The sequence below is a fragment of the Streptomyces sp. NPDC057002 genome, from assembly GCF_042673825.1.
Lineage (GTDB): Bacteria > Actinomycetota > Actinomycetes > Streptomycetales > Streptomycetaceae > Streptomyces.
The window spans coordinates 1,718,826-1,744,095 of sequence record NZ_JBHURZ010000001.1 but is presented as its reverse complement, the minus strand read 5'-3'; the positions used below and the strand labels follow the sequence as shown (position 1 = coordinate 1,744,095).

24 protein-coding genes are annotated in these 25,270 nt (G+C 69.6%); 12 read left to right on the top strand and 12 right to left on the bottom strand.

Annotated features, from left to right (window positions below; all coding sequences use genetic code 11):
* Positions 1 to 106: 106 nt before the first annotated feature.
* From ACFT32_RS07830 to ACFT32_RS07815, 4 genes are all read left to right on the top strand, one after another.
* Positions 107 to 949 carry a nitrilase-related carbon-nitrogen hydrolase gene (locus ACFT32_RS07830; RefSeq protein WP_382486888.1) on the top strand — a complete coding sequence of 281 codons (843 nt, stop codon included), beginning with the start codon at positions 107 to 109 and terminating at the stop codon, positions 947 to 949.
* A gap of 67 nt (positions 950 to 1,016) precedes the next feature.
* Positions 1,017 to 2,420: a dihydropyrimidinase gene (hydA, locus tag ACFT32_RS07825; RefSeq protein ID WP_382486886.1), complete on the top strand. Its 1,404-nt coding sequence runs from the start codon at positions 1,017 to 1,019 to the stop codon at positions 2,418 to 2,420.
* An 11-nt stretch (positions 2,421 to 2,431) separates the two neighbouring features.
* Positions 2,432 to 3,454, top strand: a complete 1,023-nt coding sequence (locus tag ACFT32_RS07820) for a TIGR03842 family LLM class F420-dependent oxidoreductase (protein WP_382486884.1) — start codon at positions 2,432 to 2,434, stop codon at positions 3,452 to 3,454.
* A 142-nt stretch (positions 3,455 to 3,596) separates the two neighbouring features.
* Positions 3,597 to 5,123: an NCS1 family nucleobase:cation symporter-1 gene (locus ACFT32_RS07815; protein ID WP_382486882.1), complete on the top strand. Its 1,527-nt coding sequence runs from the start codon at positions 3,597 to 3,599 to the stop codon at positions 5,121 to 5,123.
* A gap of 24 nt (positions 5,124 to 5,147) precedes the next feature.
* On the opposite strand, the gene ACFT32_RS07810 is transcribed toward ACFT32_RS07815, so the two are convergent.
* From ACFT32_RS07810 to ACFT32_RS07795, 4 genes are all read right to left on the bottom strand, one after another.
* Entirely contained in the window at positions 5,148 to 5,822 is a 675-nt protein-coding gene (locus ACFT32_RS07810) for a hypothetical protein (RefSeq protein WP_382486880.1), read from the bottom strand.
* An 871-nt stretch (positions 5,823 to 6,693) separates the two neighbouring features.
* Positions 6,694 to 7,401, bottom strand: a complete 708-nt coding sequence (locus tag ACFT32_RS07805) for a B3/4 domain-containing protein (RefSeq protein WP_382486878.1) — start codon at positions 7,399 to 7,401, stop codon at positions 6,694 to 6,696.
* 35 nt (positions 7,402 to 7,436) lie between these two features.
* Positions 7,437 to 8,084: an FMN-binding negative transcriptional regulator gene (locus tag ACFT32_RS07800; RefSeq protein WP_382486877.1), complete on the bottom strand. Its 648-nt coding sequence runs from the start codon at positions 8,082 to 8,084 to the stop codon at positions 7,437 to 7,439.
* A 28-nt stretch (positions 8,085 to 8,112) separates the two neighbouring features.
* Positions 8,113 to 8,949 carry an EamA family transporter gene (locus ACFT32_RS07795; RefSeq protein ID WP_382486875.1) on the bottom strand — a complete coding sequence of 279 codons (837 nt, stop codon included), beginning with the start codon at positions 8,947 to 8,949 and terminating at the stop codon, positions 8,113 to 8,115.
* Between the two features lie 116 nt (positions 8,950 to 9,065).
* Between ACFT32_RS07795 and ACFT32_RS07790 the strand changes: the two genes are divergently transcribed.
* Positions 9,066 to 9,650 (top strand): helix-turn-helix domain-containing protein, encoded by a 585-nt coding sequence (locus ACFT32_RS07790; RefSeq protein ID WP_382486873.1) that lies wholly within the window; start codon positions 9,066 to 9,068, stop codon positions 9,648 to 9,650.
* Here ACFT32_RS07790 and ACFT32_RS07785 read toward each other — a convergent pair.
* The 4 genes from ACFT32_RS07785 to ACFT32_RS07770 all read right to left on the bottom strand — a co-directional run bounded on the left by ACFT32_RS07785 (position 9,617) and on the right by ACFT32_RS07770 (position 13,428).
* Positions 9,617 to 10,159: a hypothetical protein gene (locus ACFT32_RS07785; protein WP_382486871.1), complete on the bottom strand. Its 543-nt coding sequence runs from the start codon at positions 10,157 to 10,159 to the stop codon at positions 9,617 to 9,619. The two genes, ACFT32_RS07790 and ACFT32_RS07785, sit on opposite strands and share 34 nt — an antisense overlap.
* 52 nt (positions 10,160 to 10,211) lie before the next feature.
* Positions 10,212 to 10,496, bottom strand: a complete 285-nt coding sequence (locus ACFT32_RS07780; RefSeq protein WP_382486869.1) for a hypothetical protein — start codon at positions 10,494 to 10,496, stop codon at positions 10,212 to 10,214.
* A gap of 168 nt (positions 10,497 to 10,664) precedes the next feature.
* On the bottom strand, positions 10,665 to 12,047 hold the full coding sequence (locus ACFT32_RS07775; protein ID WP_382486867.1) for an MFS transporter: 1,383 nt from the start codon (positions 12,045 to 12,047) through the stop codon (positions 10,665 to 10,667).
* A gap of 394 nt (positions 12,048 to 12,441) precedes the next feature.
* Entirely contained in the window at positions 12,442 to 13,428 is a 987-nt protein-coding gene (locus ACFT32_RS07770) for an NAD(P)H-dependent flavin oxidoreductase (protein ID WP_382486865.1), read from the bottom strand.
* Positions 13,429 to 14,495: 1,067 nt separating this feature from the next.
* Between ACFT32_RS07770 and ACFT32_RS07765 the strand changes: the two genes are divergently transcribed.
* Positions 14,496 to 14,708, top strand: a complete 213-nt coding sequence (locus ACFT32_RS07765; RefSeq protein WP_382486863.1) for a hypothetical protein — start codon at positions 14,496 to 14,498, stop codon at positions 14,706 to 14,708.
* 376 nt (positions 14,709 to 15,084) lie between these two features.
* Here the strand turns inward: ACFT32_RS07765 and ACFT32_RS07760 are convergent, their stop codons facing one another.
* The 4 genes from ACFT32_RS07760 to ACFT32_RS07745 form a co-directional block, all read right to left on the bottom strand.
* Positions 15,085 to 15,996 (bottom strand): LysR substrate-binding domain-containing protein, encoded by a 912-nt coding sequence (locus ACFT32_RS07760; RefSeq protein WP_382486861.1) that lies wholly within the window; start codon positions 15,994 to 15,996, stop codon positions 15,085 to 15,087.
* 63 nt (positions 15,997 to 16,059) lie between these two features.
* Positions 16,060 to 16,464 carry a tautomerase family protein gene (locus ACFT32_RS07755; RefSeq protein ID WP_382486860.1) on the bottom strand — a complete coding sequence of 135 codons (405 nt, stop codon included), beginning with the start codon at positions 16,462 to 16,464 and terminating at the stop codon, positions 16,060 to 16,062.
* A gap of 52 nt (positions 16,465 to 16,516) precedes the next feature.
* Positions 16,517 to 17,338, bottom strand: a complete 822-nt coding sequence (locus ACFT32_RS07750; protein ID WP_382486858.1) for an MBL fold metallo-hydrolase — start codon at positions 17,336 to 17,338, stop codon at positions 16,517 to 16,519.
* 101 nt (positions 17,339 to 17,439) lie between these two features.
* Entirely contained in the window at positions 17,440 to 18,294 is an 855-nt protein-coding gene (locus tag ACFT32_RS07745; protein ID WP_382486856.1) for a LysR family transcriptional regulator, read from the bottom strand.
* 132 nt (positions 18,295 to 18,426) lie between these two features.
* Between ACFT32_RS07745 and ACFT32_RS07740 the strand changes: the two genes are divergently transcribed.
* The 6 genes from ACFT32_RS07740 to ACFT32_RS07715 all read left to right on the top strand — a co-directional run bounded on the left by ACFT32_RS07740 (position 18,427) and on the right by ACFT32_RS07715 (position 25,219).
* Positions 18,427 to 19,614, top strand: coding sequence for a YbfB/YjiJ family MFS transporter (locus ACFT32_RS07740; RefSeq protein ID WP_382486854.1), 1,188 nt, complete (start codon positions 18,427 to 18,429; stop codon positions 19,612 to 19,614).
* A 28-nt stretch (positions 19,615 to 19,642) separates the two neighbouring features.
* On the top strand, positions 19,643 to 20,671 hold the full coding sequence (locus tag ACFT32_RS07735) for a nitronate monooxygenase (RefSeq protein WP_382486852.1): 1,029 nt from the start codon (positions 19,643 to 19,645) through the stop codon (positions 20,669 to 20,671).
* A gap of 137 nt (positions 20,672 to 20,808) precedes the next feature.
* The gene (locus ACFT32_RS07730) at positions 20,809 to 21,042 is read left to right on the top strand and encodes a hexameric tyrosine-coordinated heme protein (RefSeq protein ID WP_382486850.1); all 234 of its coding nucleotides are present in this window, start codon (positions 20,809 to 20,811) and stop codon (positions 21,040 to 21,042) included.
* A gap of 437 nt (positions 21,043 to 21,479) precedes the next feature.
* Entirely contained in the window at positions 21,480 to 22,058 is a 579-nt protein-coding gene (locus tag ACFT32_RS07725) for a substrate-binding domain-containing protein (RefSeq protein ID WP_382486848.1), read from the top strand.
* 364 nt (positions 22,059 to 22,422) lie between these two features.
* Positions 22,423 to 24,252: a gamma-glutamyltransferase family protein gene (locus ACFT32_RS07720; RefSeq protein ID WP_382486847.1), complete on the top strand. Its 1,830-nt coding sequence runs from the start codon at positions 22,423 to 22,425 to the stop codon at positions 24,250 to 24,252.
* A 121-nt stretch (positions 24,253 to 24,373) separates the two neighbouring features.
* The gene (locus ACFT32_RS07715; RefSeq protein ID WP_382486845.1) at positions 24,374 to 25,219 is read left to right on the top strand and encodes an inositol monophosphatase family protein; all 846 of its coding nucleotides are present in this window, start codon (positions 24,374 to 24,376) and stop codon (positions 25,217 to 25,219) included.
* The last annotated feature ends 51 nt before the right edge of the window (positions 25,220 to 25,270 follow it).

Genomic DNA, 25,270 nt, shown 5'->3' with positions numbered 1-25,270 from the left:
GGTGACACAGTGGCACGCCGCACGCCCTCAGACGTGACACGGTGCAACTCAAAGACTCTTTCGCGACTTCCTAGGCTCACGGCACACCGAGCGACCGGAGGTCCCGATGAGCAGAGTGATCCGTGCCGCCGTCTTCCAGACCGCCTGGACGGGCGACAAGGAATCGATGATCCAGGTCCACGAGCAGGCGGCCCGCGACGCGGCCGCGCAGGGTGCTCAAGTCCTGTGCTTCCAGGAGCTGTTCTACGGACCGTACTTCTGCCAGGTCCAGGACCCGGCCTTCTACGAGTACGCAGAGCAGATCCCCGAGGGCCCCATCGTCCGGCGCTTCCAGGCACTGGCGAAGGAGCTGGGCATCGTCCTGGTGCTGCCGATGTACGAGGAGGAGCAGCCCGGCGTCCTCTACAACACCGCGGCCGTGATCGACGCCGACGGCTCCTACCTCGGCAAGTACCGCAAGACCCACATCCCCCAGGTGCGCGGCTTCTGGGAGAAGTTCTACTTCCGCCCCGGCAACAGCGGCTGGCCGGTCTTCGAGACGGCCGTGGGCAAGGTCGGCGTCTACATCTGCTACGACCGCCACTTCCCGGAGGGCTGGCGGGCACTCGGCCTGGCGGGCGCCGAGATCGTCTTCAACCCCTCGGCCACCTCGCGAGGCCTGTCGGCCTATCTGTGGCAGCTGGAACAGCCGGCGGCGGCCGTCGCCAACGAGTACTTCATCGGCGCGATCAACCGGGTCGGCGTCGAGGAGTACGGCGACAACGACTTCTACGGCACGTCCTACTTCGTGGACCCGGAGGCCCAGTTCGTCGGCGAGGTGGCGAGCGACAAGGAGCCCGAACTGGTCGTCCGCGACCTGGACATGGCCAAACTCCGAGAGGTCCGCGACCGCTGGCAGTTCTACAGGGACCGGGCGCCTGGAACGTACAGCCCGCTGACGGCCCCTTAGGGGCGCGGGGAACTGCGCGACCAGCCACACACAACCGTCACGTTCCAACGGCGAGGAGCGACAGATCATGAGCACCCGAACCGTCATCCGAGGCGGCCTGGTCATCACCGCCTCCGACGAACTGCACGCCGACGTCCTGATCGAGGACGGCCGCATCGCCGCCCTCGCCGCCTCCGGCACACCCGCCTCCGCAACCTTCACAGCGGACCGCACGATCGACGCCACCGGAAAGTACGTCATCCCCGGCGGCGTCGACGCCCACACCCACATGGAGCTGCCCTTCGGCGGCACCTTCGCCTCCGACACCTTCGAGACCGGCACCCGCGCCGCCGCCTGGGGCGGCACGACGACCATCATCGACTTCGCCGTGCAGAGCGTCGGGCACAGCCTCCGCGAGGGCCTGGACGCCTGGCACGCCAAGGCCGACGGCAACTGCGCCATCGACTACGGCTTCCACATGATCGTCTCCGACGTCAACGAGCACACGCTCAAGGAGATGGACCACCTGGTCGAGGAGGGCGTCACCTCCTTCAAGCAGTTCATGGCCTACCCGGGCGTCTTCTACAGCGACGACGGCCAGATCCTGCGCGCCATGCAACGCTCCGCCGACAACGGCGGCCTGATCATGATGCACGCCGAGAACGGCATCGCGATCGACGTCCTGGTCGAACAGGCGCTGGCCCGCGGCGAGACCGACCCGCGCTACCACGGCGAGGTCCGCAAGGCCCTGCTGGAGGCCGAGGCCACCCACCGTGCCATCAAGCTCGCGCAGGTGGCCGGTGCGCCCCTGTACGTCGTGCACGTCTCGGCGACGGAGGCGGTCGCCGAGCTGGCCCGGGCCCGGGACGAGGGGCTGCCCGTCTTCGGCGAGACCTGCCCGCAGTATCTGTTCCTGTCCACGGACAACCTCGCCGAGCCGGACTTCGAGGGCGCCAAGTACGTGTGCAGCACACCGCTCAGGCCCCGGGAGCACCAGGCCGCGCTGTGGCGGGGCCTGCGCACGAACGACCTCCAGGTCGTCTCCACCGACCACTGCCCCTTCTGCTTCGTGGGCCAGAAGGAACTCGGCCGCGGCGACTTCTCCAAGATCCCCAACGGCCTGCCGGGCGTCGAGAACCGTATGGACCTCCTCCACCAGGCGGTCCTCGACGGGCACATCTCCCGCCGCCGCTGGATCGAGATCGCCTGCGCCTCCCCGGCCCGGATGTTCGGCCTGTACCCGAAGAAGGGCACCATCGCGCCGGGCGCCGACGCCGACGTCGTCATCTACGACCCGCACGCCGAGCAGGTCATGTCGGCCGAGACGCACCACATGAACGTCGACTACTCGGCGTACGAGGGCAAACGCACCACCGGCCGGGTCGAGACGGTCCTCTCGCGCGGCGAACTCGTCATCACCGAGCGGGAGTACACCGGACACGCCGGGCACGGCGTCTTCACCCCGCGTTCCACGTGTCAGTACCTCAACTAGGAGTGGTGCGGATGGACTTCGGACTTGTCCTGCAGACCGACCCGCCGGCCTCGCGGGTGATCAGCCTGATGAAACGCGCGGAACGGAACGGCTTCTCGTACGGCTGGACCTTCGACTCCGCCGTGCTGTGGCAGGAACCGTTCGTGATCTACAGCCAGATCTTGGCCAACACCACGAAACTGAAGGTCGGGCCGATGGTGACCAACCCGGGCACCCGTACCTGGGAGGTCACCGCCTCCACCTTCGCCACCCTCAACGACATGTTCGGCAACCGCACGGTCTGCGGCATCGGCCGCGGCGACTCCGCGATGCGCGTGGCCGGCCGCAAGCCCAACACCCTGGCCCGGATCAGTGACGCCATGAAGGTCATCCGGGCCCTCGGCAGCGGTCAGGAAGCCGACCTCGGCGGCGGTACCGTCGTCCACTTCCCGTGGATCGGTGAGGGCGCCGAACTCCCCGTGTGGATGGCCGCGTACGGCCCCAAGGCCCTGAAGATGGCCGGGGAGGAGGCCGACGGGTTCATCCTCCAGCTGGCCGACCTGTATCTCACCGAGTACATGGTCAAGGCCGTGAAGGACGCGGCCGTCGCCGCCGGCCGGGACCCCGCCGAGGTGACCATCTGCGTGGCCGCCCCGGCCTATGTCACCGAGGACGACTCGCCCGAGGCGCTCGCCCACGCGCGGGAGCAGTGCCGTTGGTTCGGGGGGATGGTCGGCAACCACGTGGCCGACCTGGTCTCGAAGTACGGCGAGCACTCGGCCCAGGTGCCCGACGAACTCACCGACTACATCAAGGCGCGCCAGGGTTACGACTACTCCCACCACGGGCGCAGCGGGAACCCCGACACCCAGTTCGTGCCCGACGAGATCGTCGACCGGTTCTGCCTGATCGGCCCGGTCGAGCGGCACATCGAGAAGCTGAACGCGCTGCGCGCCCTCGGCGTGGACCAGTTCGCCGTCTACGACATGCACGACGCGCAGGAGGCCGTGATCGACGCGTACGGGACGCGGGTCATCCCGGCCGTCGCCGGCTGACGCGCCCGCCACCCGGCACCACCCTTCGAACTCCCCCTTCCCGGCGGCCCGGGAAGGGGGCCCAGGACGCTCCCGAGCGCACCCCCCATCGGCGTCACCCGCATGGCCTTTCCCGTCCCACCTCCCCTGATTGGCCTGGCACATGACCGATACCGCTCCCACGGCCCCACCGCCGACCTCCCAAGTCACCCTCGCCGACGGCCGGGTGGAGATCGCCCCGGGCGCCCCCGCACCGACCGGTCCCTACGCCAACGAGGACCTGCTGCCGGTTCCCGTCGAGAAGCGCACCTGGACCACGTACAACTTCTCCGCGCTGTGGGTCGGCATGGCCCACAACACGGCCTCCTGGACCCTGGCCTCCGGGCTCATAGCCGTCGGCATGGACTGGAAGCAGGCGGTGCTCACCATCGCCCTGGCCAACGTCATCGTGCTGGTACCGATGCTGCTCACCGGCCACGCCGGACCGAAGTACGGCATACCCTTCCCGGTCTTCGCCCGTGCCTCCTTCGGCATCCGCGGGGCCAACCTGCCCGCCGTCGTACGGGCGTTGGTGGCGTGCGGCTGGTTCGGCATCCAGACCTGGATCGGCGGCGAGGCCATCTACTTCCTGGCCGGCAAGCTCATCGGGAGCGGCTGGACGGACGCCTCGAAGGTCGGCGGCTACGCCTGGACCATGTGGCTGTCGTTCGCGATCTTCTGGGCGCTGCAGGTCGTCATCATCTACCGGGGCATGGAGACGATCCGCCGCTTCGAGAACTGGGCGGCGCCCTTCGTGCTCGTCGGCGCGTTCGTGATGCTGTGGTGGATGAGCGACAAGGCGGGCGGCTTCGGCCCGCTGTTCGACCAGCCCTCCAAGCTCGGCTGGGGCGCCGACTTCTGGAAGCTCTTCGCACCGGCCCTGATGGGCATGATCGGCTTCTGGTCCACGCTGTCGCTGAACATCCCCGACTTCACCCGCTACGGCAAGAGCCAGAAGGCGCAGACCCGGGGCCAGGCGCTCGGCCTGCCGACGACCATGACGCTCTTCGCCTTCCTGTCCGTGATGGTCACCTCGGGCTCGCAGGCCGTCTACGGCGAGGCGATCTGGGACCCGGTACAGCTCGCGGCCAAGACGGACAACACGGTGGGCCTGCTCTTCGCGCTGGTCACCGTCCTGGTGGCGACACTGTCGGTCAACGTCGCGGCCAACCTGGTCTCACCGGCCTTCGACTTCTCCAACATCGCGCCCCGCAGGATCAGTTTCCGGGCCGGGGCCCTCGCCACCTGCGTCCTCGGTGTGCTGATCTTCCCGTGGAAGCTGTACTCCGACCCGCAGGGCTACATCTTCACCTGGCTCGGCCTGGTCGGCGGACTGCTCGGCACCGTCGCGGGCATCCTCATCGCCGACTACTGGATCCTGCGCCGCGCCCGGCTGGACCTGGCCGACCTGTACCGCACGGGCGGCCGCTACTGGTACGAGGGCGGCTGGAACTGGCGGGCCGTCGTCGCCTTCGCGGCCGGCGGCATCCTCGCCGTCGGCGGCGCGAGCTTCAAGCCGCTGATCGACGGCCGTCCGATCCCGGCGCTGGCCGATCTGGCCGACTACGGCTGGGCGGTGGGCCTGGGCACGTCGATGGTGCTGTACCTGGTGCTGATGGCGTTGACGGGCCGGCACCGCACCACGGTCTGACCCGGTGGGTGCGCTGGAGGGCGATCAGCCCTTGCCGCCTTCGGCCTCCAGCGCGGCCACCGCCTCCTTGGCGGCCTTGATGGCGCCCTTGTTGATGGTGTCCGTACTGGGCGCCTTCTTCGACTCGAAGTCGCTGCCGTTGTACGTGACGGTCACCAGCGCGTTGGAGGCGCTGACGAACACCTGGCCCTCGCGGGTCTCCTGCTTGTCCTCGGTGGTGAGGTTGACGATGGAGTACGCGGTGTCGCCCAGGCCGGGGACGGGCCCTCCGCCGCTCTTCTCCGCGGTGTGCTTCTTATAGGCCTTCTGCGCCGCCTCGTCCGACTCCATGACCTCGTAGGACACGTCGAGCCAGCGGTAGTCGTACCCGTCGAGCGCGTTCCAGGAGCAGGTGCGGCGCAGCTCCGAGTCCGTGGACGGGATCTCCTTGCCGGCCGTCTTGGCGCCCGGCACCAGCGAGGCGAGCGTCTTCTTGGCGACGCTCTCGCACGGCGCGGGCGCGGCCGAGTACGCCTTCGACACCGTCTCCGTCGACGGGCCGGACGCGGACTGGGTCTCGGTCTTCTCGTCGGCCGATGTGCGCTCGGCGGCCTGCGGCGCGGCGAGCGGACCGGACGACAGCGCCCAGCCCATGGTCGCGAGCACGACCACCGGGGACAGGCGTGCGGTCAGGGCCAGGGGCAGAGGTAGGGAACGCACGGCGCCCTTCTGTGGGGGACGGACGGTGCGGAGCGGGCCCGCACGGCGGACGGACGACAGTGTCACACGACTCCCTGTGGGGCGGAAGTGCGAACTCGCTCCGTGCTTGCGTGGTGACGGTGCCTCACTGTTCGCCGCCGGAATTTCGGTTGGTTCGGTATCGAGTGGGTGATTTGGGACGGGTGGTGTACGACCACGAGAGGTGACAGCCCGTATGTTCACGTCCCGCCCGACCCTCCCGGGCAACTTCGGCATGGAGGCCCCGAGGGTAGGTCGCTGACCTGGGTTTTGTTACCCGTTAAGTCCATGAACTGCTGAAACGCGCCTTTCAGCGTCTTTCAGCGGGGTACGGGCCTCACGGGGTCACATCAGAATCAGATGGTCACGGCGGACCTGCCATCAGGCCGTGATGAAGCCGCTAGCAGGTTTATCGTCTGCTGGTGGTACAGGCGTCACGCGTCGCTGACCTGCGTAAAACGTGGCCGTGTATGGCTCGTTGGAGCCATCGGCCCGGGCAGGGTCCGGATCTCGTCCTCAGCGGGTCGGGCCTGATCATCTGTCGACGCCGCACCCCTCTGCCTGTGGACTGCTCCAAACGGATGTGTAGGTCCGCCCAGTGTTACGGCGAGGTGGGTAGGTTCGGGGCGAAGACGCGGAACGGCGGGCCCCGCCGTGGGTGTGGCCGGAAAGTTGGAGGTCGGTCGGCGCCGTTCAGGGCTGTGACGCCTGGATTGGGCGAGGGAATTGCAAATTCCGCCCGCATTCCATGGCAACTCGTAAATTGATAGCCCGTTTTGCCCCTCGGGAGCGGTGGGGCTCATTCCGGCCCGCATGCATGTGACGTTCAGGGGGACGCCACGCCGTCGGGGTCTCAGGTGGTGGCCTGGGGCTGTGCCGGGCTGAGGTAGGACACCGCGGTCTGTCCGGCGTGCGGGGCGAGCAGGCCTTGGAGCTCCTGCGCCGCGGCATTGAGAAGATCGCCGTCCCGCGTGGCCTGGAGGGTTTCCAGGACGAAGGCGACGCGTGCGGAGTCCTCGGTCACGCGGGTGCGGTGGGCGTCGCGGTGGTTCCAATGGCGGGTCAGAACGCCAGTGGTGTCGACGTAGATGATTTCGCCGGGCTTGGGGTTCTCCACTGTGTCGGCTTCGCCGAGCGGGGTGAAGGACTCGGTGCCGTCCGCGGGGCGGATGTCGACGTCGCCGGCGACCTGGTCGAGGTCGAAGGCGCCGGCGGGCAGGCCGTGCCTGACGGAGACGGCGTTGTAGGAGTCGACGGCCGGGTTGATGCGCGGCAGGGTTCCCTTCTTGGCGAAGCGGCGGCCGAGCGCGTCGACGCTGGGGCGGATGCGGCGGGGGTTGGTGCCGAAGGAGCGGTAGGCGGTGTGCCAGGCCTCGATGCGGGGGTCGGTCTCGTCGGCGGGGTGCCAGGTGCCGTCGGCGACCTGCTGCTCCAGGTCCTCCAGGGCGGCGGAGGTGTGGGGCCAGGCTTCACGGCCGCGCAGGCCGGTGGCGGTGACCAGGGCGATGAGGGTGTCGGGGAAGGCGTCGGCGACGGCGGGGGCGATGCGGAAGGTGGGCATGGGCGGGTTTCCGTTTCCTGCGGGCCGGGGGCGGGTCAGGGCTTCCAGGGTCCGATGCGGTCGAGCCGGCGCAGCTGCTGGCGTGCGGTGGGCACGTCCAGGCCTTGTCCACGCTCGGTGAGGCGGTCGGCGACGGCACTGCGGTGTTCGACGGGCTTGTGGTCGTCGTACTTGAACTTGGCCCGTACGTCGGTGACTTCGAGGCGAAGTCCGCGGATACCGGACAGCATCCGGCCGTACGGCGGCTGGTCGACGGCGACGAGGGCGTGGTCGCCGTCGGGCTGGAAGTGGGCGAGCTGGCGGCGCAGCAGCTCGGCCTTGGCCTCGGGGTCGTCGATGATCTCGGCGCGGCAGGTGAACTGGACGGCCGCGTAGTAGCTGGTGGGGACGCCGTCGGTGGGCGGGGTGCCGGGCTTGGCGCGCCAAGGGCCGGGGATGAAGGCGTAGTCACCGATCACGGTGAAGACGACCTTCGCGTCCTGCTCGATCGCCTTCCAGACCGGGTTGGGCTTGGCGAGGTGAATCAGGAGGCGGGGTCCGTCGCAGGTGAAGTGGGTGGGGACGGCCATGGGCGGGTGGCCTGCCAGGCCGTTGACGCTGAGCTGCCCGAAGTCGTGGCCGTCGGCGATCCACGTCTGCCATTCGACCTCGTCCAGGCCAGCGTCCCAGGGATGGACCAGCATGCTCTTCTCCTTGGTTGTGCAGGCCCGCTCAGGTCAGGGCGAGGAGGCTGACGGCGACGGCGGCGGTGCCCAGGCCGACGAGCTGGCCGCGGTGGATGCGTTCGGCGAGCACCCCACGGGCGAGCAGGACCGTGCCGGCCGGGTAGAGCGCGGTGATCACGGCGACGACGGCGAGGTCCCCGCTGCGGGCGGCGAGCAGGAACAGCAGGTTCGCCACGGAGTCCAGCACGCCCGCGGCCGCCGACATCGCGTACGCGGGCCGCTCGGGGCCCAGCCTGCGGTGCATCAGCCCCGCCACGGTCAGGGTGACGGCCGAGGAGACGGCCCGCCCGATGATCAGTGGGGCCACTCCGCTGTCGGACGGCGCCTGGTGCAGGAAGATCAGCTGAAGGGCGATGGCGGCGCCCGCACCGAAGGCCAGCAGCAGCGCTGTACGTGAGGGGCGCGCCGAGCCCGCGCCGTGTCCGGCGCTGACCAGCACCACCGCCACCAGGGCGAGCGGCAGACCCACGAGTCCGGCGACGGCCAGGTGCTCGCCCTGGAGCAGGCCCACGCCGACGGGCAGCGCGGCGGACACCAGCGCGGTCACGGGCGACAGCACGTTCATCGGGCCGATCGCCAGGGTGCGGTAGAGCAGGACGAACGCGGCGGCCGAGGCAACCCCCGAGGCAGCGCCCCAGCCCAGGGTCGCCGTGCTGAACGAGGCGCCGAGCACAGGCCACAGCAGCAGCTCGACCACGAGACTTGCCGGGGCCGCGATCATCACGGTACGCAGCACATGAGCCTTACGGGCGCCAAGGCCGCCGAGGAAGTCGGCGCATCCATAGGCGAGTGAGCTGCCCAGGGCCAGCAGCAGAGCGATCACAGTACATCCCTTACAATCAATGGAACGACCCAACCGTACGACAGAACGACCGGCCGAAGTCAAACCAAATGACCGGCCGGTTCATTTGAATGGCCCGCCGTGAGGATGGTGATCAGGTGGCCGAGACAGCCACAGCCCTGCGGACGGTCGCACACAATGTCCGGGCGGCCCGCGTCCGCGCGGGTTTGTCCCTGGAGGAACTCAGTCGGCGTGCTCAGGTCAGCAAGGGTGCGCTCGTGGGACTGGAGAAGGCCCAGGGAAACCCCAACCTGGCCACCTTGGTGCGGCTGGCCGACACTCTCGGTATTTCGGTGTCCGCCCTGATGCAGGGAACGTACGAAGGGCGTGTCCGTGTCGTGGCCGCCGACACCGTGGCACCCCTGTGGACCGGGGAGCGAGGCAGCGAGGCACGGCTGATGCTGACGACCTCAGGGTCGGCCCCGGTCGAGGTCTGGCGCTGGCGACTGGAACCGGGTGAGGAATACCCCAGCCACCCCCATCAGGCCGGAGTCGTGGAAACGGTCAGTGTCACCTCCGGGCGGATGACCCTGGTCGTCGACGGCACCGAGCACACTCTCGAAGCCGGGCAGACCGCCACGTTCGACGGCGACACCTCTCACACCTACCGCGGCGCGGGCACGGACACCTGCCACCTGATCATGACCGTTCATCTGCCACCCGGTCCCGCTCCCACAACCTGACCGGCGCAGCGCACCAGCATGAGGATTGCGAACGCGATGCCGAACTCCGGGCGCCGTGCCGTGCGCGCGATCAGTGAACGGCTGAGGGGTTCGCTCTGCGCGTCCGGCACAGCGGGCGCCGGAGCCGCTTGGTCGATGGTCATGAGTGCTCTCTCACCGCGGATGCCCTTGTACGTCTCGTTGATCTTCAGCGCTTCGCCCGCGGTGTCCTTGTCGACGGCCAGCGGACCGGTGAGCACCGTGCCGGAGGACGCGATCCCGTACCGCACGTACTGCTTGGCGATCAGAACGCCGTAATACGTCTGGAGGTAGGGCTGCTGGTCCATGGCGTACTGGATCTTGCCTGCCTCGATGTCCTTGAGCACCTTGGTGGACAGGTCGCCGCTGCCGATGGTCAGCTTGCGTCCGGCGTTGTTCGCCGCGGTCAGCGCGTTCTCGGCGACGGCGGCGCCCGTGGCGAACTCGCCGTGCCGCCGCCCTTCTTGTGCGCGTCGGTGTACCCCTTGCACAACTGCTCCAGCGCGGGGTTGCACGGGACCGTGTTGACGCACAGCCCCTTCTTCACTCCGAGCTCGGCCGGCCGGAGGCGTCGGTGGAGGTCGGGCTGAGGTACTCGGTGGAGACGTTCAGCTCCTTGCCGGCGTTGTCGGCGCCGGTCTTCATCGCACCGAAGAACGGATCGCTCAGGGGGCCGGACACGACGACGACGGACAGCTTGCGGCCTGAGGAGCCGCCGGAGTTGGCCGAGCCGGTGGAATCGGTGCGCTTGGTACACGCGGCGGTGACGGCGGTGGTGGCGACAACGGTCGCGATCAGGGCGATGCGGGAGCTGCGGAGACGGGGCACGGAGGACTCTTGGGCGTGACAAGTGATCAGTGGTTGCGGTGAGGGGCCATGGGGCGATGGGGGTTCTGGTGAGGTGGGGAGGGGAGGCGGGGTTCCGCCACGCTTCGCTGCGTGACGGAACCCCGTGGCAGCGCCCGCCGTGTCAGGGGAGTCGGGCGCTGGTCTGGATCACTTGGTGGGGGCGGGCTCCGGCGAGTTGTCCGGTTGGGGCGCGTCGAGACGGTTCCACACGGCCCGGACGAGCTTGTTGTCCTTGCCGCCGCGCAGCAGCGTCAGGCTGACCACGGTGGACACGGCCGCCACGGCGATGGGGTAGGCCACACCGGCGAGCTGGTTGCCGGTCGATGACGTGAGCGAGAGCGCGATGAGCGGCATGAACCCGCCGAAGACGCCGGCGCCCAGGTGGTACGCCACCGACAGGCCGGTGTAGCGGATCCGGGGCGGGAACAGCTCGGTCAGATAGGCGGCCGTCGGCGCGTACACCATGGCGCTGAATACGATCTGCAGCGTCACCGCCACGACGACCTGCGCCCACGACCGGTCTGCGGCGGCTTCGCGTATCCACGCGTACAGGGGCAGGAAGCTCACGGCCGACAGGGCCAGGCCCGCGACGATGACGCGCTGCCTGCCGTACTGGTCGGACAGCCGGCCGAACAGGAGGTAGGAGGGCGTGCCGAGCACCAGCGCGACCGCCATGCAGACGTTGGTGGTGAGGAAGTCCACCTTCAGCACGCTCTGCAGGAAGTACAGGGCGTAGAACTGGCTGGTGTACCAGACCGCTCCCAGCCCGGCGGTCAGGCCGAACAGGATGATCAGGACGAGACCGAGGGACCGGGGGTTGCCCAGGGTCTCCCGGATGGGCGCCTTGGAGAGGGTGCCCTCTGCCTGCATACGGGCGAACACGGGCGACTCGTGGAGCTTCAACCGCATCCTCAGGGAGAGGACGACGAGGACGGCGGAGAGCAGGAACGGAAGACGCCATCCCCATGAGGTGAACGCGTCCTCGCCCAGCAGGAGCCGGCAGGCGACGACGACGCCGATGGACAGCAGCAGCCCGAGCGTCGCCGTGGTCTGCAGGAAGCTGGTGAAGAAGCCCTTGCGATCTGCGGGGGAGTGCTCGGCGACGTAGGTGGCGGCGCCGCCGTACTCGCCGCCCACCGCGAAGCCTTGGAGGAGGCGCAGCAGCACCAGCAGCACCGGGGCCGCAGTGCCGATGGTCTCGTACTTCGGGAGACAGCCGATGAGGGTGGTGGCCGCGCCCATGACGATGAGCGTGGAGAGGAAGGTTGTCTTGCGGCCGACCCGGTCGCCGAGCCTGCCGAAGAACAGGGCCCCGAGGGGGCGGACGACGAACCCGGTGCCGAACGCCGCCACGCTCACCAGCAGCGCGAGGCTCGATTCGCCGGTAGGGAAGAAGAAGCCGGAGAAGACGACGGCGAGGCTGCCGTAGATGAAGAAGTCGTACCACTCGATGAGCGTGCCGGTGCTTGATGCGGTGATGATGCGGCGCAGTTCTCTCGGAGAGGTCTGCGGGGACAGGGGACTGGACATGGAGATCCCTCCCGACGCTGGTGCGGCGGTGTCGCATGAGTGCGGGAATGAGCGGATGTGCCGAAGCCGAATCGGTCCGGTCTTCAGCCGGGTGTGGAACCGAACACCTTCTGAGCCGTGCGGGGGTTGGTCGCCGAACGGCGACCGCTTCCACTCGCTGGACGAGCGGAAGAACTCAGGGCGAGCAGCCGGACATTGAGCCCGCCCGCGTCGCGCGCAGTGCTAAGACGTAGGGGTGCGCGGCATGTCCATGCCGCCTGGAAGCGCCCGACGGGGTGTGCCCCGTTCACGTGCTCACGCTCAAGTGGCAGGCCCGGAGTTCGGGCCGCTGGGGCAACGGCGTGGGGATATGAGGTTCCGGTCATCGGCGGCACCTCTGGCGGACAGCGCCGGCTCAGGCGCTGACCGCGGCGGTCTGCGGAACCCACCGGCCGAGACGGGCGGCGGCGTCCTGCGCCATCCGGCGCACCACCTCCCCGGCGGGCAGGATCTCCTGGACCAGGCCCACGCCCTCGCCGACGATCATGTTCGCGATGTCGAAGTCCTGCTGTGAGACGGCGTCCTTGAATTCCTCGGCGGCCTCGGCGAGATGCGCGGCGAGTTCCGACTCCCGCCCGTGCCACCGGTCGATGAACCGGTTGCGCAACACACGACCGTTGTACTCGGCGGGCCAGTCGTACCGGCGCACGATGTCGTAGACGCTGGTGCGGATGGTTTCATCACCGCCGGCGGCCACCGCTCGGGCATGGGCGCGAGCCGAGACCACGGCTTCCTCGGTTGCCCAGAAGCGGGTGCCGACGAGGGCACCGTCCGCGCCGAGGGCGAGTGCGCCGGCGAGCCCACGACCGTCCGCCACCCCACCCGCGCCCAGCAGGAGCGTGTCCGGGGAGCGGCCCGCGATCAGGTCCGCGATATCGGGTACGAGGGTGAATGTCGACCGCGTGCCGACTCCGTGTCCGCCGGCTTCCCCGCCCTGCGCGACAATGACGTCGGCTCCGGCGTCGAGGGCCTGACGGGCCTGGTCGAGCGTGTGGACCTGGCACAACAGAGGTACGGCCGCGCCGCGGATCCGGTCTGCGAAGGGCGTCGGGTCGCCGAAGGACAGCATGACCGCGGCGGGCTGGTGCTCCAGGGCGACGTCGATCAGCTCGGGGCTGCGGGCCAGGCTCCAGGTGATGAAGCCGCACCCCACCCTGGTGCCGGCCGCGGCGGCGAACTCCCGCTTCAGCCACTCTGCGTCGCCGTAGCCTGCGCCGATCATGCCCAGTCCGCCCGCGGTGGTCACCGCGGTGGCGAGCCGGGCCCCGGAGACGAGGTCCATGGGGGCGAGCACGACGGGGTGCTCGATTCCGAAGGCGTGGGTAAGGCGCGTTGTCAGCAAGGCGAAGTCCCCTTCGTCCAGGCATCCGCCGGCAGTGTGGTGGGCGGTGCGGCGTTAAGGGGACAGTAGGTTCGCCGAGATTTCAGATCCAACGATTGCTTGCGATGGCAGCCATCACCAGCAGAGAACTTTACAGTGGCCAACGAGCGACACGACGATGAACTCCGTCTCCGGACCGGTGAGGATCCCCCAGTACGTCCACGCGCCGCCGCCGTCGCCGACGCGGCCACGCCCTGTTTGTGGAGAGGGCTCGGGCGGCTCTGCAGCCGTCACGACAGTTGGCCGACCCGGCTCCGAAGAGCCGGCGGTGATACGCGCAGCGCAGGATCCCCTGACCAGGCGTATGGCCGGGTTCCCGGCGTGCGTCGCTGGGTCGGGCGAGGTCAGCCGCCCGTCGACTCCCGGATCACCAGTTCTTGATGGCGCGGTCCGCGTCGTGTCTCAACCTCCGGGCTCAAGTAACGACGCTCCGCGCGCCACTGGGCGACCCGGCGCCCGAGGGCGCTTGGGTGACGTCGCGGCCACCGGCGGCGAGGGCCCGGCAACGCAGATGTCCCGCTCACCCGCGCGCCTCGTGACGACGCCCCCAGCGAACAAGGAGTCACCCGTGTCTTCTCGCCATCGACAGCTGATTGTCGGCGCCGCAGAGTCCGTAGCCGTGGCCGGAAGCAGGCCGATATCTGTTTCCGCCACACCTTCGTGGCCTTCGGGCCTACACCCACAGCGCGCTGTCCCTCATCGGGCGGCCTGCCCGGTTTCCACCGCACTGGCATCGGGTGCTCGTGGTCGGCGGCGTCACCTACCTGAGATCACACTGACGACCTCGGGTGGCCTGGACGCGGTGGCCGAGATCGGGGACGAACTGGGGCCCGAGGGCGCGGTCGGAACCGCCACCGTGGTCACCGGGGCGCAGGCCCGGCACGCGCTCGCCCCTTGAGGACCATGCCGTCACTGCTGGGGTCTGTACGCCATTCCCGGCAGGGGCGAATGGGTCCGATACCAAGAGGACATCCCGCACGCCGAGTACGCGAAACTCGCTGAGCAGCGAAAACACCGACTTCACCTCGGTGCGCACCGCCGCCCGGCGCGACTTCGTCGCCGAGTACGCGAACGAGGTGCTGGCAGCACGCCTGCTGTCCACCGGCGAGCAGCTCCCCGTGCACCGCCAGGGACGCCGGGTCGTCATCACAGGCCTGCCTGCGCACTCGTCGGCACGCTACGTCAATGTCGTGGAACTCGACCTCGACGGCCCCGCACGACCTCAGAACCACTCCCACTGACCTCCCCGCACCGCGGACACGGACGATTCCCCCCTGCCGCGCCGTCGAAGGCCGCGGTGCCGCGTGCGTTCCCGCTCCGCTGCGCTGTGCCGGGACCATGGGTCGGGCATGAGCGGGATTCAGGTCTTCGAGCCACGCTCGTGATCAATGCACCTAGGGCCTGTCGTTTGGATCACGCCGCAGACGCGGGGCTTGGCACGCACATCTGCCGCGTTGTCGTCACTCGCCGACTCCCCCACGCTCGGCTTCGCTCGCGCGGGAGGGACCCCCATCGCGTCGACTCCCTCCTCCGCCTTGCAGCTGCACGCGCCAAGCCCCGCTCACCGGCGCCGAACAGCACCGTCTCTTTCCTGCGGCCTGATCCAAACGACAGGCCCTAGCCTGTGGCCGCGGAGGAGCCCCCGACCATCCGCAGGACAGGCGTTGTCTGTTTCACGGACCGCGCATGCGTGAGGAACCGGGTCAGGGACGGCGACGGCGGTGCGTCGACACGCTGGACGAAGACGGTCTGAGCGTGTGCCTCCTCCTCCGGCAGCTCGTGCACCCGCACCTGTTCACGGGAGGCATGCCGTTCGACCACGGCGGCGGGCAGCAGTGTGAGGCCCATGTCGGCACCGACACACCCGAGGATGCCGTCGAGCGTTCCGAATTCCATGCAGCGAACGCCGACGGCGCCCCGCGCCTGAAGGATGCTCTCCAAGCGCCTGCGGTAGGAGCAGCCGGAACGGAAGACGAGGATCTTGGGGTCGCGCATGAGGGCGTCCAGGCCGGTGACGCGGCGCGCGGTGACGAGGACGAGGCGTTCCTCGAACACCGGCGTCTCCACCAGGTCGGGCTGCCGAACCGGGCCGTTGACCAGCGCGCCGTCCAGCCGGTACTCCAGGACGTCTCGGACCAGCTGCTCGGTCGGCCCGGTGATCAGCGAGAAGTCGACGCGGGGACAGTCATCGGCGAAGGCCGCCAGCACCGCGGGAAGGCGCAGGCCCGCCGTGGTCTCCATCGATCCGATCCGCAGCGGACCGCAAGGATCGGTTTCGTCGCCGATGACCTGCTGCGCCTCGTCGACGAGCCTGCTGATGCGCTCGGCATACGGCAGCAGCTGCTCGCCCGCGTTCGTCAGCGCCACGCCCCGTGCGTGGCGGCGGAACAGAGGGGCGCCCAGCTGCTTCTCCAGCGCGTGGATACGCGCACTGACGTTCGATTGCACGGTGTGCAGTTCCTGAGCGGCCTTGGTGATGCCGTGCGTGCGCGCGACCGCCATGAAGATCCGCAGGTCGGAGAGTTCCACGTCGACCTCCACATGGGCCTATGGGCAGGAGCACACCTGCGGCCGGTCACAAGGCGAATGGTGTCAGCGGCCCGGGACGGCCAGGTCGCCCTCGACATACTGGGCGCGTCCGTAGCCGAAGGACCAGTCCTGCGGGCCGTTCTCCATGAAGCTGATGAAGACGTCCGAACCGGCGATGCCGAGGGGTTCCAGCTGCTTGGCGATGGCGTCGAAGACCCGCTGCTTGACCTCGGTGGTGCGCCCTCCCTGGGTGAAGATCTGGAGCATCACCAGGTTCTCGCTCCGCTCGAAGCCCAGGCCGGCGTCGAGGGCGATGATGTGGTCCGCGTCGTGCTCGGTGATGACCTGGAACCGGTCCCGCTCGGGGATCTCCAGCACGTCGACGAGCGCTCGGTGCGCCGCGTCGGCGATCGCCCGGATCTCGTCGGGACGGCGGCCGCGGATGATATCGATCCGTACGAAAGGCATGCGTGTCGTTCCTTTCTCGTCTGTTGCCGATGCGTGTGTCGGTGATGGCGGATCAGCGGGGGAGCTGCACCCATGTTCCGTGGGGCGTGACCCGCAGCACGGAGGACAGGCCGGCCTCGTGGAAGGCCAGCTCGATCTCCGACACCCCCTCGGAGAAGTGGGCCCAGGCGTCGTAGTGGGCCGGCACGACGGTGCCGGCGCCGAGGACGGCAGCTGCGGCAGCAGCGGCGCGGCTGTCCAGGGACAGGGGACGGCCGTCGAACTTCGCCGGGACGCGTGCCGCTCCGGCGTGCAGGACGGCCGCGTCGATGTCCGGCACTCGGCGGGCGATCTCCGCGACTGTGTGGATCGAGGCGTTGTCGCCGCTGACATAGACGGTGGGAAGTCCTTGACCGGACAGGACGAAGCCGGTGACCTCGCAGTTGACGTTGCCGTCGGCGTCGCGTTCGCCGTCCTCGGGGCCGTGGACGGCGGGGACCGCCAGCACGGTCAGGTCGCCGCCGCCGTCCCGGCGAGGCACGGAGTGGCTGGCCCACGGTGAGAGACCGATGGCCGGTGATCCCAGCCGGACGGCGGCCAGGGGACCGGTGAACACCAACGGGGCGGCCTTCGCGAACGCGCGGCCGCGCTCGTCGAGGTTGTCCGGGTGTGTGTCGTGGCTGACCAGAACGAGGTCGACCTGCCCCAAGCCGTCCTCGTCGACGGCGGGATCGGCCGTCTTGGTGAGGTAACCGTGCGGGCCGGCCTCGTCGAAGGTCGGATCACTGACGATGCGCAGGCCGCCGATGTCGATGACGGCCGTCGGGCCGCCCAGGACGGTGATCGCGCAGTCCTCTCGGGACAGACCTGTGCTGAGGGTTTCGCTCACGCTCATGCCGTCGACGGTAATGACTCGCCACTCTCGGCAGAAATGCCTTTGGTGACCTATCCATGCTCACCGGTTATAGATCGTGCTTCCCGGACCGCGATATGCGGTCACTCCGAGATGGCGGCCGGTACGGCGGCGTCCAGGAACCGACGGATCAGCGTCCGCTGGGCGTCGGGCACGTGGACGAGGCTGACCGGGCTGGGCGGCGCATGGGTGAGGGGAACGAAGCGGACGGCGGGGTGCTGGCTGCGGCGCCGCGCGACTTCGGGAACGATGCCGATGCCTCGGTTGGCGGCCACCGTCTCCAGCCATTCGTCGTAGTTGGCCGTTTCGATGATCCGGTCCGGGCGCTGGTCCGCAGGCCATGACCAGGGGCCGGTCGTGCCGCTGACGGTGTTGACGACCAGGGTCCAGTGCTGGACGTCCGTCCAGTCCAGATGGTCGAAACGAGTCAGGTCCGAGTGCTCGGAGCATACGGCTATGCGCGGCTCGTCGAACAGGTGCAAGATGCGCGCTCCTCGTGGCGCGTCGAACTCGCCCCGGACCACCGCGATGTCGAGGGTGCGCTGACGCAGCGCCTGGAGGGGATCATCGGTCCGGATCAGGGCGACCGTCGCTCCCGTGGTCTCCTCGAAGCGGCTGACGGTCCGCTGTGTCCAGGGATCGGGCAGCAGCCAGCTGAAGCCGAGTCGCAGGGTGATCCGGTGGCTCACGACGGCGAGGGCCTGGTCGAGGGTCGCGAGGACCCGTTCGACGTGGAGGAGGAACTCCGCGCCGGTATCGGTCAGTTCGACGTGCCGTGAGGATCGGTCGAGCAGGCGGACGCTCACAGTGCCCTCCAGCTGCGCGATCGTACGACTCAGCGCCGGCTGAGTGATCAGCAGTTCTTCGGCGGCCCGGGAGAACGAGCGATGGCGGGCCACGGACGCGAAGGCCCGCAGGTGACGCAGTTCGACGTCCATGCCTCTCGTGCTCCTTCGGCGTATCCATGCCTGCCAGGCATAGAGGCACCTTAACCGGCATTTCACAGCGATACACGTGCTGCCTAGCGTCGGATGCGGCCACACGACGTCGCCAGGAAGGTACCCGGAACCGTGCAGTCATCAGCCCTGTCCCGTCCGCGAACGCGCTCTCCCTGGACGATCGTGGCTCAGGCGGCGGCAGCGCTCGCCGCGGGACAGGGGATCGGCAGGTTCGTCTACACCCCCATCCTTCCCCTCATGCACACCCAGGCCGGACTCTCCTCGGCACAAGGGGCCGATCTGGCGACCGCGAACTTCATCGGCTACCTCGTAGGGGCCCTGGCCGGCATCGCCGTACCAGCCGTCGTACGCTCGCCCGCAGCCCTGCATGGCTCCTTCGTCGTGCTGGTGGCGACGCTGGTGCTCATGCCGGTCACCCACGACGGCACCGCCTGGTTCCTGCTGCGCCTCGTGGCCGGCGCCGCCAGCGCGTTGATCTTCGTCATCGCCGTCAGTGCCATGCACTCGGGTCTTCGCGAGCAGGCCCACCACCTGGTCGGCTGGGCCTTCGGCGGAGTCGGCGCCGGAATCGCTCTGTCCGGCCTGCTGGTCGTCGCCGTGCAGGCCGCGTCCACCTGGCAGGCGGCCTGGTGGACCTGTGCCGTCCTGGCCGCTCTCCTCGCGGCGGTCGCCTGGCCCCTGGTCCCACAGCCGGAACCAAGGAGTTCCGAGGCGGCCGAGAAGACCGAACGGCCCCGCACCCACCGTTGGTTCCTCGCGCTGCTCGCCAGCTACACCTTCGAAGGCATCGGTTACATCATCGCCGGCACCTTCCTGGTCGCCGCGATCCAGCAGGGCGTCAAGGGCTGGCTCGGCTCCGGGGCCTGGATCGGGGTCGGCCTCGCCGCCCTTCCCTCGTGCGCGCTGTGGACCCGGCTGGCCCGCCGCTGGTCCAGGCCGGCCCTGCTGCTCACCTCGCTGACCATCCAGGCCGTCGGCATCGCCCTGCCGGCGCTGCTGGGCGGTGCAGCGGCCGCTGTCGTATCCGCCGTACTGTTCGGCGCCACCTTCATGGGCGTCAGCACCATCGCCCTGTCCATTGGCGCTCACCTGCAAGTACCCCGCGCCGTGGCCTTGTTGACCGCCGGATACAGCGCCGGGCAGATCCTCGGCCCCCTCCTGGCCGCCCCGCTGCTGAGTCACGGCTACCACCAGGCGCTCCTGCTGGGCAGCGCGTTGGTCGTCGTCGCCGCGGTCGCGGCCGCCGCCGTCTGCTTCCGCTTCCCGCACCACCTCGGGCCCGTGAGCTCGGCGGCCTGACGCCCCATACCTTTCAGAAGGAGTTGCCGTGAGCACACTGTTGTCCGACCTGGGAGCAGACCTTCCCCTCATCGCGGCGCCGATGGCCGGGGGGCCGAGCACGCCCGAGCTGGTCACCGCCGCAGCCCGTGCGGGCGGCCTGGGCTTTCTGGCCGGCGGGTACAAGAGCGCACAGGCACTGGCCGGGCAGATCCACATCACCCGCGCGGAAGGCTTCGCGTTCGGCGTCAACCTGTTCGTCCCGAACTCGGTCCCCGTCTCCCGGGAGGCGTACCGGCGTTACGCACGGGAGGTGCAGGCGGAGGCCGACCGCTACGGGCTCACGCTGCCCGAGGAGCCGATCGAGGACGACGACCACTGGAAGGACAAGATCGACCTGCTCACCTCCTCTCCCGTCCCCTGGGTGTCCTTCACCTTCGGCATCCCGGACCCCGCGGTCGTCAGTGCCCTGCGCAGGGCCGGGAGCGCTGTTCTGCAGTGCGTCACCTCGGCCGACGAGGCACGTCGAGCGGCAGGCGCCGGCGTCGACGCGCTGATCGTGCAGGCACCGGCCGCCGGCGGACACTCGGCCACGCTCACCCCCGCACGGCCGCCTGCGCCGATCCGGCTGCCGGACCTGATCACCGGGGTGCGCCGCGCCGTCGCCCTGCCCGTCATCGCCACCGGTGGAATCAGCACCGCAGCCGACGTGGCAGCAGCGGTACACGCAGGTGCGGAAGCCGTCATGGTCGGCACCGTTCTGCTGCGCACGCACGAGAGCGGAGCGTCCGCTCCGCACAAGGCGGCCCTGGTCGACCCGGCCTTCGACTCCACCGTCGTCACCCGGGCGTTCACGGGGCGCCCGGCGCGTGCCCTGCGCAACCACTTCACCGACCGATACCACTCGGTCACTCCGGTCGGCTACCCCGCCCTCCACCACCTCACCAGCCCACTCCGCAAGGCGGCCACCGCAGCCGCCGACACACGGCTGATCCACTTGTGGGCCGGAACCGGTCACCGCGAGGCGAAGGCCGAATCCACCGCCGACACCCTTGAGCGACTCGCTGACCAGCTATGAGTCCTACGACATGCGCACTGTGCATCGTGCCTGGCGTCAGGTGCGCGGTCGGCCGCGGACGCTCGCCGCCGAGCAGCGGCGGAGGCCGTCGAGAGCAGGATGATCCAGAGAATCGTCATCGTCACGGAAGGTATGAAATGGCCACTGAACTGGTCCCCGGCAACACCCTGATCACCGCTTCCCCGCAGGAGGGCCGGGAGCTTGCCCTCAAGATGGCCCGGCTGGTCATCAAGGCGACTCAGCCCGACGGCACGGTGCGCGAGAAGCTGCGCCCCGGGTACGCGCAGGACGCGGACTCGCTGATCTCCATCTCCCATGTGGTCGCGGTGGAGTTCGCGACGATCGCCGCAGCGAACGACTACTGGCGCTGACCGACCAATACAGTCCGCGCCTCGCACGGATGGGGTCAGCACGCGGAGCACGGGCTGTCTCACGCCGTTGATCTACGATCGCGCCCCATCCGTCGTGCCACTCGTCGTCATGCCTGTGCGACACAGGTGAGGTTGTGTCGCACAGGCGTGCTGAGGGGCGTCTGCGAACCGTATCTTGCTGGGTGTCGGCGCCCACAGGACCGGAGCGTCAGCGGGCCGCTCTGCGTAGTCATCGCCACCGCCGATGGTGAGGAACAGGGGGGCGATGGCGGGTGCGATGCTCTGCGGCAGGGCATTGGCGATGTTGAACAGCCCCATGCCCTTGGCAGCGTCGGTCTCGCTGTCCGGTAGGACAGAGACGACGAGTGCGAAGTCGACGCCCACGTAAATCCCTTGCCCGATGCTGGCGACGGCGATGCCCGCGAGCGGTAGGACTGGTGACAGCCGACTTCACCAACCTGTTCCAGGCCGGAGTGGCTTCCGGCGCCGAACGGGAACTCCGCCGCGCAGGACTCCAGTTGATCATCGTCTCCACCGACGACACCCCCGAACGAGAACCCGAACTGGCCCACGCAATGATCGACCGTCGCGTCAGCGCCCTGCTGATGATGCCCGACGGCGACCACCGTGATTTCCTCACGGACGACGACCGAGCCGTCCAGCAGGCCGCAGAGCACCTCCTCCAGCTCGGACACCGCCATATCGCCGCGCTCGCCGGCCGCCTCGACTCCTTCCGTGCCGCCCAGCGGCTCAGCGGCTATCGCAACGCCCTCGCCCAGGCCGGGATCAAGGAGGACCCTCGGCTGGTGGTCGGTGACCTGACCACCCCTGAGCAAGCGCGTGACGTGGTGATCCGACCGCTCCACCAGCCCGCGCCTCCCACGGCTGTCCTCGCGCTGAACCTCGGCATCAGCACGGGCGTCCTCGTCGAACGGCTCGCTGGGCACCACGCCTTCGCCTTCATCGGCCTTGAGTCATGCGAGGCAGCGGCGGATGGGGCGCGAAGCGGAGGCTGACCGGCCGGTCTTCACCGGTGACGCCCACGCGCAGGGTCGTGTTGTGTCGCCGCCGAGTTCGGGCGATCTGCGAGGAAATGGCCACAGTGAAGGCGGCCACCACAGGGTGACGGGATCAGCCGCCTGGTGGACGGGATATCTCGGCGCCCACCAAGGGGACCCATTTCGCCAGGTGAGACGGATTGCTGCTGATCTGCTGTGCACGTTGACTCCGCGAGCGCAGCAGTTTCGGGCCTCAACAGTCCGGTCAGGAAAGAGGGGGCAATGGATCTACCTGGAGGAGATGGCCTCGTGCTCATTCTCCCCAGATTCTCCCCACGGCCCGTTCTGGGCCGACCGGCATACGTAAACACCGAGGTCAGCTATGGAATTTACGACTCGTCCCACCCTGAGCGGCACCTTCGGCATGGTGTCCTCCACCCACTGGCTGGCCTCGCAGTCGGCGATGGCCGTGCTGGAGGACGGCGGCAACGCCTACGACGCGACCGTGGCCGGGGCGTTCGTGCTGCATGTCGTGGAGCCGCACCTCAACGGTCCGGCCGGCGAGGTGCCGATCCTGCTGGCCCCGGCCGGCGGCGAGGTGCGGGTGCTGTGCGGACAGGGCGTCGCACCGGCCGGGGCGACCGTCGCGCACTACCGGGGCCTCGACCTGGACCTCGTGCCCGGCACCGGGCCGCTCGCCGCCGCCGTACCGGGCGCGTTCGACGCCTGGATGCTGCTGCTGCGCGACCACGGCACCAAGTCCCTCGCCGACGTCCTGAAGTACGCCATCGGGTACGCCGAGCACGGGCACGCGCCCGTGGAGCGCGTCGGGGAGACCGTCGAGACCGTGCGCGAGCTGTTCGAGACGGAGTGGACCTCGTCGGCGGACGTGTACCTGCCCGGCGGGAAGGCGCCGCGCCCCGGGGAGCTCTTCGGCAATCCCGTGCTCGCGGCCACCTGGAAGCGCGTGCTCGCCGAGACCGCCGGGGCCGGCGACAGGGAGGCCCGGATCGAGGCCGCGCGGCAGGTGTGGCGCTCCGGATTCATCGCCGAGGCCCTCGTGCGCCAGGCCGCGCGGCCCACCCTGGACACCAGCGGCACCCGCCACACCGGCACCCTCACGGCCGCCGACCTCGCCTCCTGGTCCGCGACCTACGAGTCGCCGGCGACGTACGACTGGAACGGCTGGACCGTGTGCAAGCCCGGCCCCTGGAGCCAGGGCCCGGTCCTCCTCCAGCAGCTCGCCCTTCTCCCGCCCGAGCTGCCCCGGTACGGCTCGGCCGACTACGTCCACCTCCTGGTCGAGGGCTGCAAACTCGCCATGGCCGACCGGGAGGCCTGGTACGGGGACGCCGTCGACGTACCGCTCGACGACCTGCTCTCCGACGAGTACAACACGGCCCGCCGTGCCCTCGTGGGCGAGCGGTCCGACCACGATCTGCGGCCCGGAAGCCCGGGCGGACGCACCCCCAGGCTGTGCGCGCACGCGCACGTGGCGGCCGCCGCCCAGGAGGGCTTCGATGCCCTGGGCGTCGGCGAACCGACCGTCGCCAAGAGCCCGGCGTCCCCCGTGCCGGGTGAACCGGAGATCCTCGACGACGGGACCACCCGGGGCGACACCTGCCACCTCGATGTCGTCGACCGCTGGGGCAACATGGTCTCGGCCACGCCCAGCGGCGGCTGGCTCCAGTCCAACCCCGTCGTGCCCGAACTGGGCTTCCCGCTCGGCACCCGGCTCCAGATGACCTGGCTCGAGGAGGGCCTGCCCAACTCCCTCACCCCGGGCCGCCGCCCCCGCACCACGCTGACGCCCTCGATCGCCCTGCGCGAGGGCGTGCCCGTCATGGCGTTCGGCACCCCGGGCGGGGACCAGCAGGACCAGTGGCAGCTCCACTTCTTCCTCGCGGTCGCGCTGCGCGCCCAGGTCCGCGGCGGCCCCGACCTGCAAGGCGCGATCGACGCCCCGAACTGGCACAACGACAGCTTCCCCGGCTCCTTCTACCCGCGCGGCATGCGCCCGGGGAGCGTCACCGTGGAGTCCCGCTTCGACCCGGAGACCGTCGCGGAGCTGCGGCGGCGCGGCCACCAGGTGACCGTCGGCGGCCCCTGGTCGGAGGGCCGGCTGTGCGCGGTCGCGCGGGACCAGGAGACCGGCGTCCTGTCGGCGGCGGCGAACCCGCGCGGCATGCAGGGATACGCCGTCGGCCGGTGACCCGGAGGGCCCGGCGCCGCCCGGTCCGCACGGAGCCGCCGCTGTTCATCGTTCATCGCGATGCCATCCGGGGTGCACCCGGAGGGTGGGGGTTGTCAGTGGCACGTGTTGTCATGGAGGGGTGATCGACAGCAACGAAACCATCGAAGAGTTTCTCGTACAGCACGCCTCCGACGTCGAAGAGGCCATCCGCAAGGCCGCCGCCACCGAGATCATGCCGCGCTGGCGCCGGCTCGCCGCGCACGAGGTAGACGAGAAGAACGGCCCGCACGACCTGGTGACGGACGCCGACCGCAAGGCCGAGCTGTACCTGACCGACGTCCTGATCGACCTGCTGCCCGGCTCGGCCGTGGTCGGCGAGGAGGCGGTCCACGCCAACCCGGCGTCGTACGAGGCGATATGCGGCGACGCCCCGGTCTGGATCGTCGACCCGGTCGACGGGACACGGCAGTTCGTGCACGGCGACGCCGGGTTCTGCACCCTGGTCGCGCTGGCGCACGGCGGCACCCTGCTCGCCTCCTGGACCTACGCGCCCGCCCGCGACCAGTTCGCCACCGCCCGACGCGGCAAGGGCGCCTACCTCGACGGCGAGCGGCTGTTCGCCGGTGTGCCGGAGCCCGGCCGGGACCTCCGCGTGGCCACCTCCCACCCGGACTACACGACGGACGAACAGAAGCACGCCCTGACCGGCCTGCGCGCCGACGGTGTGGCGCCGCGCCCCTGCGGCTCGGCCGGACTGGAGTACCTCGCCATCGCCCGCGGCGAGTTGGACGCCACGGCCTTCTCCTGGGAAGCCGCCTGGGACCACGCCGCAGGGCTGCTCCTGGTCGAGGAGGCGGGCGGCACCCATCTGACCCGTTCGGGCGAGCCGTTCCGCATCACGGGCGGCAACGACCTCCCCTTCACCGCGGCCCGCGACGCGGCCACCGCCCGCCACGTGGCGGGACTGCTGTCGGGCGGAGCGTGACGGTCACCGACCGTACACGGCCGGTCGCTCGACAGGCGCTCCAGACGCCCT

Bases quoted from the DNA above. Each gene is read 5' to 3' on its own strand.
- ACFT32_RS07830 (WP_382486888.1), top strand. From the start codon at position 107: ATGAGCAGAGTGATCCGTGCCGCCGTCTTCCAGACCGCCTGGACGGGC.
- hydA (WP_382486886.1), top strand. From the start codon at position 1,017: ATGAGCACCCGAACCGTCATCCGAGGCGGCCTGGTCATCACCGCCTCC.
- ACFT32_RS07820 (WP_382486884.1), top strand. From the start codon at position 2,432: ATGGACTTCGGACTTGTCCTGCAGACCGACCCGCCGGCCTCGCGGGTG.
- ACFT32_RS07815 (WP_382486882.1), top strand. From the start codon at position 3,597: ATGACCGATACCGCTCCCACGGCCCCACCGCCGACCTCCCAAGTCACC.
- ACFT32_RS07805 (WP_382486878.1), bottom strand. From the start codon at position 7,401: ATGCCCACCTTCCGCATCGCCCCCGCCGTCGCCGACGCCTTCCCCGAC.
- ACFT32_RS07800 (WP_382486877.1), bottom strand. From the start codon at position 8,084: ATGCTGGTCCATCCCTGGGACGCTGGCCTGGACGAGGTCGAATGGCAG.
- ACFT32_RS07775 (WP_382486867.1), bottom strand. From the start codon at position 12,047: ATGTCCAGTCCCCTGTCCCCGCAGACCTCTCCGAGAGAACTGCGCCGC.
- ACFT32_RS07755 (WP_382486860.1), bottom strand. From the start codon at position 16,464: ATGCCTTTCGTACGGATCGATATCATCCGCGGCCGCCGTCCCGACGAG.
- ACFT32_RS07750 (WP_382486858.1), bottom strand. From the start codon at position 17,338: ATGAGCGTGAGCGAAACCCTCAGCACAGGTCTGTCCCGAGAGGACTGC.
- ACFT32_RS07745 (WP_382486856.1), bottom strand. From the start codon at position 18,294: ATGGACGTCGAACTGCGTCACCTGCGGGCCTTCGCGTCCGTGGCCCGC.
- ACFT32_RS07730 (WP_382486850.1), top strand. From the start codon at position 20,809: ATGGCCACTGAACTGGTCCCCGGCAACACCCTGATCACCGCTTCCCCG.
- ACFT32_RS07720 (WP_382486847.1), top strand. From the start codon at position 22,423: ATGGAATTTACGACTCGTCCCACCCTGAGCGGCACCTTCGGCATGGTG.